Origin of the sequence: Photobacterium phosphoreum, assembly GCF_002954725.1 — a bacterium.
GTDB lineage: Bacteria > Pseudomonadota > Gammaproteobacteria > Enterobacterales > Vibrionaceae > Photobacterium > Photobacterium phosphoreum.
Genome location: NZ_MSCQ01000002.1, coordinates 722,317 through 741,434 on the forward strand (window position 1 = coordinate 722,317; position 19,118 = coordinate 741,434).

The following is a 19,118-nucleotide window of genomic DNA, read 5'->3' on the forward strand; positions in this document are numbered from 1 at the left end:
GCTACTCCGTGATCACAAGATCAAGACTATGATTTAATTTTGATAATTTACTCGCAACATCATAATCGAGCTTATTCTCTGCGATTGCGACTAATACACGACGCCAACTTTCTAGGTGTTTAACCACTCGCTGTTCTTCAGTTGCAGTTCCGGCACCAAATAAAGCAAACGGAGCCAAAAATTCCATTCCGGTTAACTCTGCCATTTGTTCTAGCGGCTGTAATAACTGTCGAATGGTAAAATGGTTGAAACCTTCTTTACGGTAACTCGATTCAGAACCACCAGCGGTAAGCGCACAGAGGAATTTTTTCCCCACTAACGCCTTTCCTTCACTGCCATAAGCAAAGCCATATTCCAACACTAAATCTTGCCATTCTTTTAATAACGACGGGGTGGAATACCAATACAGTGGGAACATAAACACAATCACATCATGATCACGTAAACGTTGCTGTTCTTTATCAATATCAATGCGAAAATTGGGATACTCAGCATATAAATCCACGGTAGTGACGTGATTGAAACCTTTAGATGCATTAAATAACGGTACATTGATTTCAGAACGGTTTTGTGACGGATGAGCAAATAGAATCAGGACTTTGTTTTGAGAATCAGACATTGTTTTCCTTATTATTGTCGTCTTATCTTTATTATAAATAATACGCTAACAAAACAATCTTTTATAAAAAATTGCCGTGATCACACATCATCAATACTATCTAGACATATTACCGAATAAATCCAGCATTTTCATGAATTTTACTTGGAGGTAAGCCAAAATAACGTTTAAATTCCCGGCTAAATTGCGTTGGGCTCTCATAGCCAACCTGTCCTGCAGCAATATTAGCAGCCATACCTTGTTGTAAGATTAACGTTTTAGCATTATTTAAACGTATTTTCTTAATATATTGCATCGGCGGATCAGTCACGACCTGCTTAAATACTTTATGAAATACCGACACACTCATACCAGCCATTGCTGCCAACTCATGTACCTGTAATTTAGTATCATAATGCAATTGTACATAATCAATAACCGCTGAAATTTTTGATAATGCGCTATCTTGCTCACAGTATTGTGCTAATAAATAACCTTGTTCTCCCTGTAGTAAATAATAAAATAACTGCCGAATTAATGACGGTCCAATCACTGTCGCATCAAGAGGATCGTGCAATACTTCTAATAATTGCTCAACACTACGATACATACGCTCTGTCATCTTTGTCGTCGCTACTCCGCAACTACCCTCATAATTAAATTGACGTTGTTGTTGTGACTCAATCATTGTCACTAACTGACGAATAACGGTTAAATCAAAATCAATATTAATACCAATTAATGGCTGCTGTTGTGAGGCAAAGGTTTCACAAACAATGGGATAAGGTGTGGTTACCAATAAACACTGCTGTGGATCATAATTAAACTGATATTGGTTTAAATGGCCGATTTTGTGGCCTTGAATAATAATAACAATACCTTGCTCATACATTTGCGGGCTGTGTTTGTGGTAACTATCAATCCGAAACAAACGCACTCCAGCAAGATTGGTATCCACACGAGCCGATTTATGCGCCAATCCAGAATACTGACACAATGACGTTGCGAGCGTCATTAATTGGGTGGGCACTAATGGCGACTGATTAACAGTTATATCTGGTGCGTTCTCTATATTCACGATTATCTATCCATAACTGATTTCGGTTACCTTAGCAGACCTCAATCACAAAGCAATCATAACCAACGTCAACAAAAGAGAAATAGGCAAGTATTAAAGAGGATTATGTATTAAGTAAAGCATCATTATCACCTAGACTGTTGGTATCAAAGGTACACAGTATCTGATAACAAAATCATTATAATAATCAGCTTCAGTTTGCTGTACGAGGAAAATAAAATGAACAAATTTACTTATCAAAGCCCAACAAAAATTCATTTTGGTGAAGGTCAAATTGCTGAAATTGCCAATGACATTCCTAAAGATAAGAAAATCTTAGTCGTTTACGGTGGCGGTTCAATCAAAACCAATGGTGTGTATGAACAAGTTGCCGCAGCACTGACTGGTTTTAATTGGGGCGAGTTTTCTGGTGTCGAGTCAAACCCACAATATGACACCCTAATGCAAGCGGTTGCCAAAGTGAAAGCGGAAGACTACGATTTCCTATTAGCTGTTGGCGGTGGTTCAGTGGTTGATGGTACTAAATTCATTGCCGCAGCTGCATGTTATGAAGGCACTGATCCATGGGAAATTCTACATGACCAAGCACCCGTTATTACTGCACTCCCTATTGGGTGTGTATTAACACTGCCAGCAACAGGCTCTGAAACTAACGGTGGTTCTGTGGTTTCTCGTAGTAAAGATAAGTTGTTCTTTGGCTCACCACTAGTGAAACCGACGTTTGCTATCTTAGATCCACAAACCACATTAAGCCTATCACCTCGCCAAGTGTCTAACGGTGTGGTGGATGCTTTTGTTCATACCATGGAGCAATACTTAACTTTCCCTGTGAATGCTAAAGTCCAAGATCGTTTTGCGGAAGGTCTATTGCTTACACTTATCGAAGAAGGCCCGAAAGCACTAGCAACCCCAGATGATATCGCAGTTCGTGCCAATATCATGTGGTCTGCAACTCAAGCATTAAATGGCTTAATTGGTGTTGGTGTTCCACAAGATTGGACAACGCATATGATTGGCCATGAGCTTACTGGTAACTACAGTATTGATCATGCGCGTACATTAAGTATTGTGTTACCTGCAGTCATGCAAGTGTGTCGTAAAGAGAAACAAGCGAAATTAGTTCAATATGCAGAACGCGTATTTGGCATTACGACGGGCACAAATGACGAGCGTATTGATGCTGCTATTGCGCACACCATTGCCTTCTTTAAAGAGATGGATGTCCCAACCTCATTGGCTGATGTTGAACTAGGCGCTGCTGATATTGATGTACTAATTGCCAGCTTAGAGAAACACGGTAGAACAGCATTAGGCGAACACGGCAAATTAACCATTGCTGATAGCCGCAAGATTTTAGAGACTGCGTTGTAATTTCTAATAACTTATAGCACACGATTAAATAATTTTAGAGGCTAGGTATTTTATAATATCTGGCCTTTTTTTATGGCGTGTAGTTTATAATTGGAATTATCTGGTCTTAAACAGAAAACTTAACCTTGAGCTAAAAATACCTACCCTTATAATCGCGACTGACGACTATAGTTACATGCGTATGCGATACCTTGAACCTGATCTGTCGCTACACCATAGTTATTTGAAGTCATGATCACAGCATTTGCCCCTTGAGCAAAAGCCGCCTCTTTAAGATAAATATGGGACGCTCTTTTTATGCCTAAAGATGAATGCAACGTAACATCATAAGTCTCTTCTACTGTATTAATAATAATACAATCAGCAAAATTTCCCATTTGCTCAACTGATTCATATTCAGTCACTTTAGCTGACGTTTCTGTCGGCGCAGTAGAACAACCAAATAGCAATGATGTGCCAATAAATATAATAAATTTAGGGTAAACCATACTATTCTCCAGATTCCAAACCGACCAATCAGAATATCATACCATATAAATATCAGAAATATTTTAGCCATCTTGGACAGCCAAATATTTTAGTTCTTAAATAGACACCGCAAAAAACAACTATTCCACCAGCAATAAACTCTTTTACTATAAAAATTACGGCTTATTATTTATAATTCTTCGCTAAATCTGTCACATCCCTATATTTCAGGATCAACAATGCCCACAATCCTGGCGGTTATTGCGGTATGTTTATCTATAAATAAAAAGCGTATTTAATTAGGATGTAACTGGTGACTCGCCGATTTTCCTTTGCACCAATGCCCACCAATACGCTGTTTGAATGCACACATCTGTGACCATTTACCGCTCACATTAGCATAGCGTTCCATAAACTGTTCACTATGCTCAAGCCAAGCATCTGCTGTTATTCCTAATTGTTGCAAAATTTTTGGTTGGCTAGATGCAATAAAACCTTTTTTATCATTCCGAATACACCGGCCTGTCCAGTCAATAAGTTCGAGATAATCAGCAAAAGCAAAGTTTATTCCTGCTATTTTTGCCTGATGCTCGGCACCAACAAAAGGTAATAATTGAAATTGGTTACCACTTGATGGCTCTTTTTTTGAACTAGAGGGCTTAACTTTCTGATATTCAAGAATACGTTGCTGGATCGAGGTAAAATCTGATTGCTGTAATGACGATGTAACACCTGCCCTAATCGGATTTAAATCAACATACATCATGCACGATAGTAACGCTTGTTCATCGAGTAGTGCTTGAGACTTAAACCGCCCTTCCCAAAAAGCCCCTTTACATTGGTCCTCTTTATTAGCTTTTCGTGCTATTTCTTCATTAAGACAGCGCATAAACCAGCTAATACTGCCTAATCGTTGCTGCCATTCAGCCACTAAATTTGATAATGCTTGTTGTTTATCTGCACCGATTTGACCCTCTTTTAAAAAATCGACCGCAATAGGATGACCATTAAATAACTGCAACCAACGCGATATTACTTCTTCGGAGGATAACTTTTGCTGTTGCTCTATATCTATTTTCAGCACCAAATGATAATGGTTACTCATCACTGCATAAGCGCAAACATCAATACAAAATACAGCGGCTAATTGTTTGATTTTATTTACTATCCAACCACGACGATGGTGATAGTTTTTACCGTTATACGGATCGTCGCCACACAAATAGGCACGACGTACACAGCGATTAATCACATGATAAAAAGGCGTGATTTGAGGCTCTATCAATTTCCGTCTTGAGATTGTCATTCGTTTCACCATAAGCAACTTGAAGCTTAAGTGTAGTAGCTCATGATTGATGTGCAATGTTATGGCTGTCCATTAATCTTTTAAAATAAAACCCCTATCATTTAATAAACAATAGAGGTTTAATTTAATATATTGCTATTTAAAACAACGACAAATTAAGCAGTAGTTTTAAAGCATTGGCGGGTTACATCGCCCCAGTATTCATCATGATAAATATCTTCAACAAATACCTCATTGGTGTAACTGCCAATCGCGCGTCGCCAAAAAGCAATCGCATTATCAGCACCCGCAATTTGCTTGCTTTGCCATAGACCTGGCATCATATCAAATAGGATATGGGCAAAACGCTGACCTGCTTTATTTTTACGGAACACTGGCACAACGTAGAAGTCACACACTTCGTAATGATCAACACTCTCGTTAGCAATCGCAGCTAACCCTGCTGGCTTACCATCAATATACAATAAATAGCCAGTAACATTACCTTCAATCGGGGTATCTAAAGCAAACTTACCCTCATCATCAGGCAGTTTCTTAGTTAATGGCGAAAACTCAGCTTCATAAGCTTGGGTTAAATTCAAATAGATCGCTAGATTGCTTGCATTAACTGTGACTAGTTCCACGATAATTCCTTTTACTTAGTTTCTGGTAATAATTTAGTTTTCACCTGTTGAGACTTAGTACCCGTAGCCTTCATAAATTGTGCTTTAAGGTTATAACTAATTTCATTAGCACGAATAATATTACCATTTTGAATAACTTTTACGTTCTTCTTTAATACCATCATGCTATCAGAAGGCGTATAGATGCCGTAACCAGATTCACCTGTGATCACTTTGCCATCTTCCATTACCCGTTTGAAGTAAGCAGGCTTGCCATACACTTCAATGGTTTTTAATTCTTTTGTTTTACCGTTTAATTTAATCACCGCTTTATCAGCTTTAATGGTGATACCACCCTGAACAATATCGACTTTATCGATTAGCGTAGTGGTATTATTTACAACATCAACATCCTGCGTGACTGATGATAACTGAATCGGTAGCTGTGTCTCTGCTGTGGTAGCAAAAACAGATGTACTCAAAAGTAAAAGTAAAGTCGCAGTAAATAGCTGTTTTTTCATTATTTATTATTCTCATCAAGTGATGCTAATTTTGCTGCGATAATACCAAAAAAATTAAGACGCTATCGCCTTACTTTATTACTCTCTTGAAGTATATCGCTCTCTTTATATTCTAACTGATTTTTACACTTTTATCTTACAGCTATTTTTCTGGTGCAATTAATCCCCTCTACCCAATAAATATATTCTCTATAATCAATAAATTATAAATTCATAATAATACTATGTTGCAGATACAACAAAAAGAAGGTAAATTAACACCTTATTGTTGTACAGGTAACAAAAAATGAAAGAAAAAATTTATCAATACCTTATTTATATCGTACTCACTATCGTCAGTTGTTTTTCCCTCTTTTTATTGATAAGTGATAACGTTGCGCCATTTACCACTCAATCAACGTTATATCGTGCGGTTGCTAACATTTCACCACAAGTCTCGGGGGTTATTACCAATGTTGCCATTCAAAATGGTCAAGCTATCCATCAAGGAGAGTTACTGTTTACTATCGACCCTGCGTCCTATGCGCTTAAAGTTCGTCAAGCACAAGCAGGTTTAACCCAAGCGGATCAAAACTATTCGGCGCAAACTCAACAATTAGTCACAGCTAGTCAACTTTTAAAACAACGACAATTACAATCACACAATGCGGAAACATCATTAGTTCGATTTAAGCAGTTAATTAATAAAGGCTTAGTGACTCGCCAACAATTTGATGATGCACAAACACAAGCCGCGGTTGCAAACAGTGCTTATCAGGGGGCTAAAGCGGATGTATTACGTATAAAAGCACTGCTGAATGGAAAATCTAACAATGCCGCGGTGGAATTGGCCCAAACTAAATTAGCTCAAGCGCAATTAGATCTTACTCATACTCACGTTATCGCACAAACGACAGGTACGATCACCAATTTACAATTACAAACAGGCAGTTATATCAGCCAAGGTACACCCGCTTTATTTATTGTGAATGAAAAGAAGGCTTGGCTAAGTGCTGATTTCAATGAGAAAGGCATGGATCACTTACAACCACAAGATGCAGTATATATTACATTTGATGCGATCCCTGGGAAGATTTTTAACGGTGAAGTCAGTAGTCAAGATCGCGCAGAATTTGATGCTGAAAATCCTAATAATCAACTTTCAACCGTGGCTAACGATAAACATTGGCTCCGCGAATTACAAAAAATCCGCACCCGCATTACCGTTAACGATCTTGATCCTACTCTGATTTCAGGGGCTAGAGCCAGTGTTATGGTACAAAGTAATGATCCAATCATAAATACGATAGCCTACGCTTGGATCAAATTAGTCGCTATTTTTCATTATATTTACTAAACGGTAAGGCGTTATGCGATTGAATAAAAATGATATTAATGGCGCATTACGCATTGCGCTAACCATCACTGTTTGTATGTTAATCGGTAAATTAGCCCATTTTAATTCACCTGTTTACTTTGCACTTTATCCAACCATATTAATGACCAAAGGACGTCAATTTTCATGGTCTGGTATTGCCCGTATGTTCTTTCCTACGTTTATCGCCGCCAGCACTGCGTTAATCGTGAGTAACTCGTTTTATAATCATCCTTTTATTATTTGGACGATTAGCTTATTTTTCTTTGATTTTATGCGTCGTCGTGCCAATACGCAGGCGAAATTAAATCAATTATTAATGCCAACCTTCAATTGGATTTTAATTATTATTTTTGCCCAGCATACTGATATGAATATGCCTATGAGAATTCATGAAATATTACTGGCGATGATAATTACAGCGGTCGTTGCCAAAACAATGATCTGGCTTTTCCCTGTCACAAAAAAAAAGCAACCATTAACACCAATGCCAACGTTTACGATTGGCTATAAACATCGATTCGTCACATTGGTACTATTGGGAATGAGTGTTGCTTTTTTAATGGTGGTTAATTTAATTTCTGCAACATTTTGTTTGGTCCCCGTTATTGCAGCAGCAACCCAAATTAACCGCACGAACTATATAAAAACCATAAAGTTACGGTTTATTACCCAAGTTGGCGGTTGTATGATTGCGCTTATTTTTTCAATTATAATGATGGGGCACCAAGACATTATTCCCTATTATGCATTTATCCTTGGTGGATTGATCTTTACCTTAGCGATAATGATGAGCACCAGTAAAGGACCGGAACAAAATATTCATGCTGATGCTATATTAGCAACGGTATTGCCGATTCAACTCTATATCGGAAGTAATAGCCTTAATTTAGAGAGTACCTTTCTACGCGGGTGGGAACTAGCGGTAACTTTAGGTATATTATATTTGATCCATTTATTAAGTTTGATGAAGAGAGCGTAATGCACCCAGTAATGACTAATATACCTGAATTGGACAGTAGCCTAAGTTTTACACTTGGGCTCACTTATAAGCAATTTAGAACGATTGCTAACCAATCTTTGAATACTCAATTCGATATCACCCTTGAAATGCTTGGTGCATTACGGGTATTGGATCATTTAGGAGAAATTCCTCAACAAGCGGTTGCAGAAGCATTACAACGTGAACGATCTGTCACTAAACGCTTAATTGATAATTGTATTAAGCGTGATTTGATTGAAGCAAAAAAAAGCGACACCAATAAAAAAGCGCGCTATTTAGCCATTACAGCGAAAGGAGCAGCCATAAAACAACAAGCTGATGTCACTATAAAAGCGATCACGGCCGATTTTTATGCGCCACTTAATCAACAAGAGCAACAATTATTATTGTCTCTCTGCCGACGATTAATAAAACCAGATTTCATTTTAGGCAACGATAATTAACACCCCATTTATTATCATTAGTTGCTAGTAAACAATCAATTAGCAACTAATGATCACCATTCCACCTGCATACCACACTCACACGACATTCTATTTGATACCTAATAGTCACGATCTTCTTCATCTAGATCCATGAGTAACTATATGTTATAACATCACAAATACGTAATAATTACACCCTCGCAATTATCACTCATCAGATGATGAATATGGAGCTTCTCACATGCGCAGGAATGTCCTTTGCAGTTTTATACTATCAATCGCAGCATTATCACCCATAACTAGCCAAGCACACCCTCATTCATGGATTGATATGAAGACTTATATTGAGGGCAATAATAATCAAATCACGGGCTTTAAGATGGTATGGACATTTGATGCAATGACCACCGCTTATATGCTTGATGGTGAAGATATGTCGGCGGAAAATAAACAAAAAACGTTGAAAAATGTTGCTGCGTCCGTAATGGAAAACATGAAAAATGCGCATTATTTTACGTATTTTTATGATAATGAAACGCCAATTAAATACCATATTCCTGCTGGCGGTGAGTTCATTAAACCACGCGCCAAAGCCACCCTCACTTTTGAGTTGCCATTAGCAAAACCGAAAACCGTCACTAAAGATTCACTGAAATTGTTAATCTTTGAACCTAGTTATTATGTAGATATGTCATGGGCTAACAAAAGTGACATCGTGCTGTCACCTGAATTAGCTAAAACCTGTAGCTTTAAGCTCATTGAACCACATCCAACCCCAGAACAAGTTACTTTTGCGATGTCGCTTCCAGCAGATGCTGATCCTGATAATAAATTAGGCCAAGTGTTTACGCAGACGGTTCGGCTGTATTGTGATGTTAGTAACGCCTCGCCTTCCACTAAATAATACTAATTTAGGATCTACCGCATGAAATCCGCCTATAACTCAACTTCAGAGGCTGATCACACTTCCTTGGCCTCATCATCTTGCTGCCACCAACATGAGCACCACCACGAGACATGTCAGCATCATTCAGAGGTCACTGATGATGGCCATAATGCAGCATGCGAACATCACCACGCGGATGTTAGCCCCACTCCTATCTCTTGGTTAACTCGAACAGTGGTATTACTGTTGTTTCTTGGTAGTGGTTATTATTTATGGCTGCAATGGCCAGCGATGCTAATGACCAGCATTAAGTGGCAACGTGATATTAATGGTCAACTTAGTGATTTACTTTATGATGCCCAGCAAAACATAACTGCCGCTTATTCATTAGCAGGATTGAGCTTTCTTTACGGTATATTTCACTCATTAGGCCCAGGTCATGGCAAGATGATTGTCACCACTTACCTTGCAACTAACCCTGCCAAAATAAAAGCCAGTTTAATCATGACGGTGGTATCGGCTTTTGTACAAGCTGTGGTTGCGATTACACTGGTTAGCATTCTATTAGTGTTTTTTAAATCGTCTATGCGCCAAGTGAATGATGCCGCAGATCAATTCATTAGCTATAGCTTTATGGCAATGCTGTTGCTTGGGGTAATTGTTATTTATCGTAGTTTAAAGCAAGCATGGCAACTTAGATCGGCGCAACGTCACCACCATCATGATCATGGTGATGATTGCGGTTGCGGTCATAAACACTTCGCTAATGCTGATGAAATCAATAATGCCACCAGTTTGCGTGAATACATGGTGATTGTATTCAGCATTGGTATTCGCCCTTGTACTGGCGCTATTTTAGTGTTGTTATTTGCTAACATGGTTGGGCTTTATTGGCTTGGCGTTATCAGTGCGATTTTAATGGCAGTAGGTACTGCGCTGACAACATCAGGGATCGCATTACTGACCTTATCAGGTAAAAAGATTGTTAGTCGCTATTTAGCTACCAACCAACGTCAACGTACAATGACCAGTATTATCGTTAAACTGATCGGAGGTATATTACTGGTGTTATTGGGTTTATTGCTACTTAATGGCCACAGCTATGGTATGTCGCCAGTGTTATAGCGTTATCTTTTTCTTACATTATCTGAACGAAAAAAGGTTGAGTGGTAATCACTTTCAACGAGAAAGAGATAACAGTACACTCAACCTTTTTATTATACTGATACGCTCATTTTATTAATGAGTGTGCTGCTTAATCAACAGCAACTCCCTGACGTCGATAGTCACGCAAAATTTGCTGTTCCGCAATGGTTGATAAAATAAACATCATCATATAACCAAAACCTAACGCAACAATAATAGCCACCACATTAGCGGTAAAGAGTGCTAATAAATAATAACTGACAACCAAGGTTACAATCCCACTTAATCGAATCATTAAACTTAATGTAAATTTGCCATGGGCTTTTATATACGCCAACTGGTAAGCATTGAGCATCATGAAAATGAAGAAAATAGAAAAGTGAAGTAAGACAATTTCCGCACCTTTATATTGTGCAGGGAAAATAAACCCAATAATATCTTTACCGCCTAATAACATGACTAAGAAAAAGATCACACTCACTATGATTGCTAACCGATAGACCCAACGACGAATCGCTCGTATTTGAGCATGCTCTCCTTTGCGGACACTTTGTGATAATTCAGGTAATACAAAGCGATAAATAGGAAATACAAATAACATTGTCATGTAAGTAAAGATCGGCCTTACTACCACTTGGAAATCACCTAACTCATCTAAACTAAAATGGGTGATCGTCAGCAGAACCGCGGCGTAAATCATCAGGATACTGGCCCCTGCTTCTAACGATGCGGTGAAACTTTTACGGACATAATTACGCATATTAGGATCAAGCTGAACCGTGGTTAATGGTTTGGTCGCTATCTGTTTTCTGCGTTTCCAATACATGAAATGGGCAACAACCAATGAAGAAACCATCACACTATAAAAAAGAGAAGCTAATGCGGTAAAATGGAACACATAATAACAACACACAAAGGTGACAACGTTAGATGTGGGCTCAATCCAAGTGACTTTATTTGATACATCATATAGACGGTACATTGCAATTAAATTGGTAAAGTATATTTTTAATCCCATACCAAAAATAACGCCAACCATTTCAAAATAGCCAACATTAATATGAAGTTCGTGTTTTATATAAGGTAAAACCAACCCCCATGTAATTAACACCATCACAATTAAGCTAAAGCGGAATATATTTATAATATCATGATCGTTATGGGTTTGGCTGTATGTAACAACCATTGAAGATCGAAAGCCTGTCATTAAAATTAATGATAATGACACAATATCAATAACACTATTAAATAACGCTAAATCATCTTTTGCAACCCATTGTGCCAACCACACTTTAAACAAAAAACCAATAGAAATACTGGCTAATGTCGCCCAAATACCCGCAACAAATGCTGTTTTTAAGCGGGTTAATGTATCAACATCATCAACTAAAGGAATGGCCTGAGACTCTTTCATAGGTAATAACTATAAATAAACATATAGCTATGATACTGGATTTTTGGTGTGAGATCTCAAGCGAAAAAAAGATTTAATCAGCCACGCGTAAATTGTATTTTTATCGCTTTATTTACAATGGCTTATTTTTTATAAATAACGCATAAAGCACTTCAAATTCCGCACAATAGCGTTCTAAATGGCGAAACAAAAACTGAAGGTTATTATGACATCCATGACTAACACAATAACGGATCGTTCTTTCAATACTTTTTATTTTAAATCGTGCGAAAATCAAACGACATTTTAATTGTTGCTGCGGTAATAAGAAAAACTTAACGAATGAAACCATTTTACATCCAAAAGAAGCATGAGCTAATTATTGCGCGTATTCTAACAACTTTTATAATCCGATTAATCCACTTTAAATGGAATCAAAATTCTTAAAAAGATGCTACTGACGATCACCGTCACTCTGCAAATAATAATGATAATAAAAAATGCCATTCATCATTGGGGAAATTTACTCTTAATTGAAAAAATAACCACCCACTCTTATTTATAGGTGATTATTAATTCATCTTAAATTAAAACATCTTTAATATTTTGTTATTAAAATGCGTTTACTATTACTTTAACGCATTTGAAATAGTAGCAGTATTATGTTCCATCATTTTAATATACGAACTGGCTGGTTCATTAGGTCCAGATAAGGCATCTGAATATAATTTACCCCCTATTTTAGCCCCTGTTTCCTGACTGATCTGCTCTATCATGCGATTATCAGTAATGTTTTCAATAAAAACAGCACGCACATGATCATCACGTACTTGATTTATGATTTTGGCAACATCAGCAGCACTGGCTTCAGCATCCGTACTTGTTCCTTGAGGTGCTAAAAAGGTCACATCATAATCACGTGAGAAATATTGAAACGCATCATGCGAGGTCACAATAACGCGTTGCGATACAGGGATCTTGGCAAACTGCTGTTTTATATCAAGTTGCAGCTTATCCAACTTTTGCAAATAAGCCTGAGCGTTATGCTGATAATCACTTGTGTGTGCCGGATCTATCTTCATCAACCCCGCTTCAATATTTTTCACGTAAATCTTAACGTTAGTGACACTGTTCCATGCATGAGGATCATATACGCCGTGGTGGTGATGATTATGGTGGTCACAACTTTCTTTAGCTGCCGAGTGATGCTGATCACACCCTTCTTCCGCTAAAGTTAACGTATTAATTCCCTTTGACGCTACCACTTCAATGCCTTTAAAATGAGCAGACTCCATTAACCTTGGTAACCACCCTTCAAGTCCAAGTCCATTGATCACCACTAACTGTGCATCTTTCACAGCCACAGCATCCATTGGTGCAGGACTATAAGTATGAACATCACCATTAACCCCGACTAAATCTTTCACTGTTACGTGATCGCCCCCGACTTGCGATACTAAATCGCCTAAAATAGAGAAACTTGCAACAACAGGAATTTTGGTATCAGCCATTGCTGATGAACTCACTCCTAAACTTAATACCACCACAGTAATAATATTTTTTTTATTCCAGAAATACTTCATTGACATCTTAACCTTTACTCCAATTTTTAAAAATCATGCCACCTTGGCGGCCAAATAATAGTGACAACAAATACAACCCACCCATCACCAATACAATTGATGGGCTAGTCGCAAAACCTAAATAATATGAAAGAATTAAACCGATATAACAGCTAGTAATAGAGGCAACGAAAGCAATGATAAACATGCCACCTAAACGACCACTCCAAAAACGAGCAATGGTTGCTGGCAAGATCATTAATCCGACTGCCATTAATGTACCCAGAGCCTGAAAGCCAGCAACAAGATTAAGCACCAATAACAATAAGAAACCATAATGGGCAACGCCACTGAGTTTACTGACTGTTTTAAAAAACGCAGGATCAACACACTCCATCACCAAAGGGCGATAAAGCACCGCTAAAGTAAGCACTGTTATTGAAGCAATTAACGTCAGTAGAATTAGCGCGGCATTATTAAGCGCTAATGTCGAACCGAATAAGACATGCAATAAATCCATATTGCTGCCTTTTGAAGAAATAATAAGTACGCCTAATGCCAACGACAATAAATAAAAAGCGGCCATACTTGCATCTTCTTCTGCTTTTGAATGTCGTGCTGCAATACCGGCTAAAATAGCCACAATGCACCCCGCTATCACACCACCAATCGTCATGGCAGTCACAGAGATCCCTGAAATTAAGAAACCAATTGCAGCCCCAGGCAGGATGGCATGTGACATTGCATCGCCAGTTAAGCTCATTCGCCGCAAGGTTAAAAAGACCCCGATTGGTGTCCCACTAATACTCAATAATAAGCATCCCCATAGGGCACGTTGCATAAAATTAAAATCACTAAAAGGTTGAGTTAAAAAGTGTATTACCTCAGTCATGACCACATTCCTGCTGCACGTCCATTGCTATAGGGGATAATGTCGATAAAGATTGAATTTTATCAAAGCAAGGAGTGAGATAAGCTTGATATCCTGCTTGCTGTAAATAATAACTTTGAAGCACTGTTTTAGTATCACCACTCGCGACTAACTGTGTTGCAATCAGAATCGTAGTCGGAAAATAGCGGGCAACTAACGATAAATCGTGCATAACAGCAATAACGGTTTTACCTTGTTGCTGGCAACGTTTTATTACCGCCATTAAATCTTCTGATGTTTGTGCATCAATCGCGGCAAAAGGCTCATCTAATAATAATATTTGAGCATCCTGAAGTAGCATTCGAGCAAATAGCATCCGCTGAAACTGCCCGCCTGATAGCTCACTAATCTGACGTTTTTCCATACCTGACAGCTGTACAGTCACTAATGCTTGAGCCATTTTATGATATTCTTCTTGTGTAAATCGTCGCCAAAATGAACTACGACGCCAAGCACCCGCAGAAATAAACTCTTCAACTGTAATTGGAAAATTACGATCAATGTGGCTACTCTGCGGCAAATAAGCGATGTCTTTCATTGTGTACAGCCCCAAACATACCTCTCCTGTCGTCGGCGTTATTTGCTTCATAAGTGCTTTTAATAACGTTGATTTTCCTGCACCATTCGGACCCACAATAGCAACTAAATCACCATCATTAATAGTGCAAGATATAGCATCGAGCGCAATATTATGACGGTAAAAGAATGTAAAATTAGATAATGAAATCATACTGATACCTAAATAAAATAAAATAACGCCCACCACAAGAAAATAATTATCGCCAAACCAATAACACTCCGTTGGCATACACCGGTTAACAACAAGGAATTACGATAACTTGACTTATTATGATATGTTATATCATTACATTTAGTGTGCGTGGTTGAAGGATTTTGTTGACGAATCATTACTCTATTCTTTTATTATTTAGCAGAAAGACCATAAAGTGACGCCATCGCCACAACTGGTTATGTTATAACATAACAATTGTAACAAATACAACTTTGGTTACAATTGATTTATTAACAACCATAGTAATCTCATTGCATCGGTTATAAGCACTATGTATAAATAGGAAAATAACCAATAAGAGAAAAATATGAAGATAAGCCCCATAACATCATCACATTGGCATCAAATAAAACATATTCAGTATTTAGCTTATGGTGATGATTATTCCGAATCTATGGCTGTTTTAAAAACGAAAATAGCGATATCACCACAAACATGTTTGGTATGTATTAATGATGATCACCATGTTGTCGGCTATCTGATTAGTCATCCTTGCGATAAAAAATCTCTGCCTCAGTTAAATCAATCAACCTTACACATAGACAATACGCATTTACATCTTCATGATTTAGCGATTGCACCTGCATCACAAGGACAAGGACTGCCTTCTTTATTGATCAACCATTTATTGGTAGTGCTAAAGACAATGAATTATCAGTCAGTCTCATTAATTTCGGTTCAAAATTCAGCTTCATTTTGGAAGAAATTTAATTTTATTATTGATGATTCGCTTCGCGTACCTACAAGCTACGGCTCCAATGCTATTGGCATGTCTCGCTTACTATCAACCTAAGATGCGTTACTTGAAGTATTAACTGCCAAGTAACAGTTAATACTATTGTTGTTTTATAGAATAGTAATACAGTTACGGCCACTCTTTTTAGAACAATAAAGTGCTTCATCAATATGTTTAAGTACCGCTTCTATTTGATCATTGGGTGGCGAAAATTCTGTTAACCCAATTGAAGTAGTAATACGGATTGTCTGTTCTCCAAATAAGAAGGGATGTTGCTCAATAGCACTTAAAATACGTAAGCAGACTTCTTCGGCATGATCTTTATTAGTATTATCCATAAATAATATAAACTCTTCTCCTCCCCAACGAGCAAAGACATCAGTGGAGCGTATATTATTAATACAGATATCAGCAAATATTCTTAAAACCTCATCACCAGCATCATGGCCATAAGTGTCATTCACTGTTTTAAAATGATCGATATCTAAAAAAGCAAGACTATGCGTCAAAGTAATATCAGATGAAAATATAATATCCATTTTTTCATTCATATATCTACGGTTAGCAACCTTCGTGAGTTCATCAGTAAAAGAGACCAGCCTTAACATATTATTACTATCAATAATTAGCATATTTTTTAATGTTATATCATGTTCACGCTTATAAATATAAAACAAAAAAGCACCAACAATTAAATATAATAAACAACGAATAACATTTAAATTAAAAGTATTATAGTCAACGCTTGTTATTGAAAAAACCCACTGGCCATTAGGAACCTCAACATTGAAAACATTAACAAGATCATCAGATTTATCGATTCGATTATCAAAAATTGTTAACATTTCGCCATCAGGGTTAAAACCTTCAACTTTATATAAAAAGTCCTTAAAGTTTAACTTTTCACTAAAAGTATCAATATCACTAATAGCAATAACAAAGCCAGAAAAATCTAAATTATCATTAAAAATAGGTAATCTTAATATGAAGGATAACTTATTATTTTGAATTAATTTAACCGGGCCAATCAAAGTAAATGTTCTACTTTTTATTGATAGCGAGACACCCTGCTTTCTTTTCTTTAAACGATTTAAATTATGCCCAACTGCAGAATTAACGAGTGAATGAGGATAGGTCATTTTAATTATCCCCTGTGGCGCGAATTGTAATTCTGAAATCGTTTTATTTGCTGCTATTACTTCTTCAGCTAAAGATTCAAATTTAACAGGATCGTAGTTATTTAATTTAAATAAAGTATTAAACGTTTTTAAGCTTACAACCATATCATTAATTTCATTATTTATAATTTTTGAGACGCATTGCTCTAAAGCTAAATTGTTTTTCTTATTTTGTAGCTCAAATTGTTTTTTTTCGCTTAAAAAAAACAATTCAATCGCAACCAAGGTCAATACTAAAGAAATGATTATTGCTAAACTCGATGGGGTTATTTTAAACTTCATTATTAATACTTCAGGGCGTGTTAAAAAGTAAAATAAAATCACCAAATGGTATTCATACATGTAATGGTGACATTCATATGCGCGTATCCTAAAACATATTCAAAAATATGAATATAACTTACAACTTAATACACACATCCTGTTACAGTTTATGTTGTGAATAGCGTAAATTTAAGGTGAAAAACAAATAAAAATATGATGTATAAAATATAATTATACTGACTAATAGCTCAATTAATGATGTACAGCATAACAATTGCTGTTATTTTGAACAACGGATATTTGAAATAGCCCATATCATTCCTGTTTTTACACTTATTCGAGTATTAACAAATAATTATGTTGACCAGATTCGTACAAGAGCTTATGGTTACTACATCAAGCAGATATCGTATAATGGTATTACCTTAGCTTCCCAAGCTAATGACACGGGTTCGATTCCCGTTATCTGCTCCAATTTTCTCTTCTTTGCCACTCAGCTAGGCTATATAATAAAATAACTATCCAGGCTTATTGTCTCTTAATATTTAGGTCTCGCTGAATAATCCATAACTGATTATTTTATATATTAAAAACGACACTCAATACTTGCTTATCTTTAGAATTAATTACTTCACCTATCATTTATACTAATACTTACCCACATGAAATATGTGGTTAGTTAATTCATAAGAATTGTATACTTATTTCTTCCAGTACGCTTTGATTCATAAAGAGCTTCATCGGCAGATTTAAACGCATTAGCTAAGATGATTTTATTTGGCGATAAAAAAGATCCAATAGATATAGTGACATCTATATTACATATTTTGATATCACTTATAGCATGTAATAATTGATTAAGCTTTATTTTTAATTGTTTAATATCTATTTCTTCACCTAATAAAATAACAAATTCTTCTCCACCCCATCGAATTCCTATATCAGTTTTACTAATAAAATACCTGATTCGATCAGAAACTTCCTTTAATACAATATCACCTACTTGATGACCATAAGTATCATTAATATTTTTAAAATAATCAATATCTATAATAATAATACAACTAACACTATATTTAGTATCATTGAAACAATCTTTCCTATAGAGGCCAGTTAATTTGTCTTTCTTATTGTCATTTATATTTTCACGTAAAAACAATATAAACTCATATGTCACAAATAAGAATATGAAAATAACAAGACATATCAATGAGAAAAACCAATAACTTCTTTGGATTGGAATTTTCATTGGATCAAAATACTTCTGTTTTGCTATAATATTAAAAATAAATTCATTAAGTTTTATCTTTTTATCTAGACTAAAATTTGTGAAATTTTCCCCATTAAAATCATGTAAAAAATCTTTTAAGAAATCTGCCTTTATATCTAACAATAATATAGAATCTATTTTCCGATCAAAATATAATGGATAATATACTGTAATTATTCCACCCTTTATTTTATCTTTATAATAGGGTCCATATACTTTCATTGTTTCATAGT

At 36.4% G+C, this 19,118-nt stretch carries 19 protein-coding genes and 1 tRNA gene; 8 read left to right on the plus strand and 12 right to left on the minus strand.

The annotated features are described in order from the left end of the window. Window position 1: 1 nt before the first annotated feature. Window positions 2-619 (minus strand): NAD(P)H-dependent oxidoreductase, encoded by a 618-nt coding sequence (locus BTO21_RS15445; RefSeq protein ID WP_045032426.1) that lies wholly within the window; start codon window positions 617-619, stop codon window positions 2-4. A gap of 109 nt (window positions 620-728) precedes the next feature. Then, window positions 729-1,676, minus strand: coding sequence for an AraC family transcriptional regulator (locus BTO21_RS15450; protein ID WP_232573758.1), 948 nt, complete (start codon window positions 1,674-1,676; stop codon window positions 729-731). A gap of 219 nt (window positions 1,677-1,895) precedes the next feature. On the opposite strand from BTO21_RS15450, the gene BTO21_RS15455 reads away from it, so the two are divergent. After that, window positions 1,896-3,047, plus strand: coding sequence for an iron-containing alcohol dehydrogenase (locus BTO21_RS15455; protein ID WP_045032423.1), 1,152 nt, complete (start codon window positions 1,896-1,898; stop codon window positions 3,045-3,047). A 146-nt stretch (window positions 3,048-3,193) separates the two neighbouring features. On the opposite strand, the gene BTO21_RS15460 is transcribed toward BTO21_RS15455, so the two are convergent. From BTO21_RS15460 to lptA, 4 genes are all read right to left on the minus strand, one after another. Further along, window positions 3,194-3,535: a hypothetical protein gene (locus BTO21_RS15460; protein ID WP_045032421.1), complete on the minus strand. Its 342-nt coding sequence runs from the start codon at window positions 3,533-3,535 to the stop codon at window positions 3,194-3,196. Between the two features lie 275 nt (window positions 3,536-3,810). Next, window positions 3,811-4,821 carry a transposase gene (locus BTO21_RS15465; RefSeq protein ID WP_105026898.1) on the minus strand — a complete coding sequence of 337 codons (1,011 nt, stop codon included), beginning with the start codon at window positions 4,819-4,821 and terminating at the stop codon, window positions 3,811-3,813. Window positions 4,822-4,976: 155 nt separating this feature from the next. Continuing rightward, the gene (locus BTO21_RS15470; RefSeq protein ID WP_045032614.1) at window positions 4,977-5,444 is read right to left on the minus strand and encodes a GNAT family N-acetyltransferase; all 468 of its coding nucleotides are present in this window, start codon (window positions 5,442-5,444) and stop codon (window positions 4,977-4,979) included. Between the two features lie 11 nt (window positions 5,445-5,455). Beyond that, on the minus strand, window positions 5,456-5,944 hold the full coding sequence (gene lptA / locus BTO21_RS15475; RefSeq protein ID WP_045032612.1) for a lipopolysaccharide transport periplasmic protein LptA: 489 nt from the start codon (window positions 5,942-5,944) through the stop codon (window positions 5,456-5,458). 286 nt (window positions 5,945-6,230) lie between these two features. On the opposite strand from lptA, the gene BTO21_RS15480 reads away from it, so the two are divergent. The 5 genes from BTO21_RS15480 to BTO21_RS15500 all read left to right on the plus strand — a co-directional run bounded on the left by BTO21_RS15480 (window position 6,231) and on the right by BTO21_RS15500 (window position 10,737). Further along, entirely contained in the window at window positions 6,231-7,280 is a 1,050-nt protein-coding gene (locus BTO21_RS15480; protein ID WP_045032610.1) for an HlyD family secretion protein, read from the plus strand. A 13-nt stretch (window positions 7,281-7,293) separates the two neighbouring features. Beyond that, window positions 7,294-8,280 carry a DUF2955 domain-containing protein gene (locus BTO21_RS15485; protein ID WP_045032608.1) on the plus strand — a complete coding sequence of 329 codons (987 nt, stop codon included), beginning with the start codon at window positions 7,294-7,296 and terminating at the stop codon, window positions 8,278-8,280. After that, window positions 8,280-8,744, plus strand: a complete 465-nt coding sequence (locus BTO21_RS15490; protein ID WP_045032606.1) for a MarR family winged helix-turn-helix transcriptional regulator — start codon at window positions 8,280-8,282, stop codon at window positions 8,742-8,744. Before BTO21_RS15485 ends, BTO21_RS15490 begins: the two co-directional genes overlap by 1 nt. 223 nt (window positions 8,745-8,967) lie before the next feature. Further along, entirely contained in the window at window positions 8,968-9,630 is a 663-nt protein-coding gene (locus tag BTO21_RS15495) for a DUF1007 family protein (protein WP_045032604.1), read from the plus strand. Between the two features lie 21 nt (window positions 9,631-9,651). Then, window positions 9,652-10,737 carry a nickel/cobalt transporter gene (locus BTO21_RS15500; protein ID WP_082056922.1) on the plus strand — a complete coding sequence of 362 codons (1,086 nt, stop codon included), beginning with the start codon at window positions 9,652-9,654 and terminating at the stop codon, window positions 10,735-10,737. 130 nt (window positions 10,738-10,867) lie between these two features. Here BTO21_RS15500 and BTO21_RS15505 read toward each other — a convergent pair whose 3' ends face one another. The 4 genes from BTO21_RS15505 to BTO21_RS15525 all read right to left on the minus strand — a co-directional run bounded on the left by BTO21_RS15505 (window position 10,868) and on the right by BTO21_RS15525 (window position 15,374). Continuing rightward, window positions 10,868-12,172 carry a polysaccharide biosynthesis protein gene (locus BTO21_RS15505; protein ID WP_045032602.1) on the minus strand — a complete coding sequence of 435 codons (1,305 nt, stop codon included), beginning with the start codon at window positions 12,170-12,172 and terminating at the stop codon, window positions 10,868-10,870. A gap of 608 nt (window positions 12,173-12,780) precedes the next feature. After that, the gene (locus tag BTO21_RS15515) at window positions 12,781-13,734 is read right to left on the minus strand and encodes a metal ABC transporter substrate-binding protein (RefSeq protein WP_052672733.1); all 954 of its coding nucleotides are present in this window, start codon (window positions 13,732-13,734) and stop codon (window positions 12,781-12,783) included. A 7-nt stretch (window positions 13,735-13,741) separates the two neighbouring features. Continuing rightward, window positions 13,742-14,605 (minus strand): metal ABC transporter permease, encoded by an 864-nt coding sequence (locus BTO21_RS15520; protein WP_045032596.1) that lies wholly within the window; start codon window positions 14,603-14,605, stop codon window positions 13,742-13,744. Next, on the minus strand, window positions 14,598-15,374 hold the full coding sequence (locus BTO21_RS15525) for a metal ABC transporter ATP-binding protein (protein ID WP_045032618.1): 777 nt from the start codon (window positions 15,372-15,374) through the stop codon (window positions 14,598-14,600). Before BTO21_RS15525 ends, BTO21_RS15520 begins: the two co-directional genes overlap by 8 nt. Before the next feature lie 370 nt (window positions 15,375-15,744). On the opposite strand from BTO21_RS15525, the gene BTO21_RS15530 reads away from it, so the two are divergent. After that, window positions 15,745-16,230, plus strand: coding sequence for a GNAT family N-acetyltransferase (locus tag BTO21_RS15530; RefSeq protein WP_045032594.1), 486 nt, complete (start codon window positions 15,745-15,747; stop codon window positions 16,228-16,230). A gap of 53 nt (window positions 16,231-16,283) precedes the next feature. Here the strand turns inward: BTO21_RS15530 and BTO21_RS15535 are convergent, their stop codons facing one another. After that, entirely contained in the window at window positions 16,284-17,633 is a 1,350-nt protein-coding gene (locus BTO21_RS15535) for a sensor domain-containing diguanylate cyclase (RefSeq protein WP_170064522.1), read from the minus strand. A 382-nt stretch (window positions 17,634-18,015) separates the two neighbouring features. On the opposite strand from BTO21_RS15535, the gene BTO21_RS15540 reads away from it, so the two are divergent. Next, window positions 18,016-18,089, plus strand: a tRNA-Gly gene (locus BTO21_RS15540). A 205-nt stretch (window positions 18,090-18,294) separates the two neighbouring features. Here the strand turns inward: BTO21_RS15540 and BTO21_RS15545 are convergent. Further along, window positions 18,295-19,118 (minus strand): GGDEF domain-containing protein (locus BTO21_RS15545; RefSeq protein WP_170064523.1); only part of this gene is annotated, 824 nt, incomplete at its 5' end.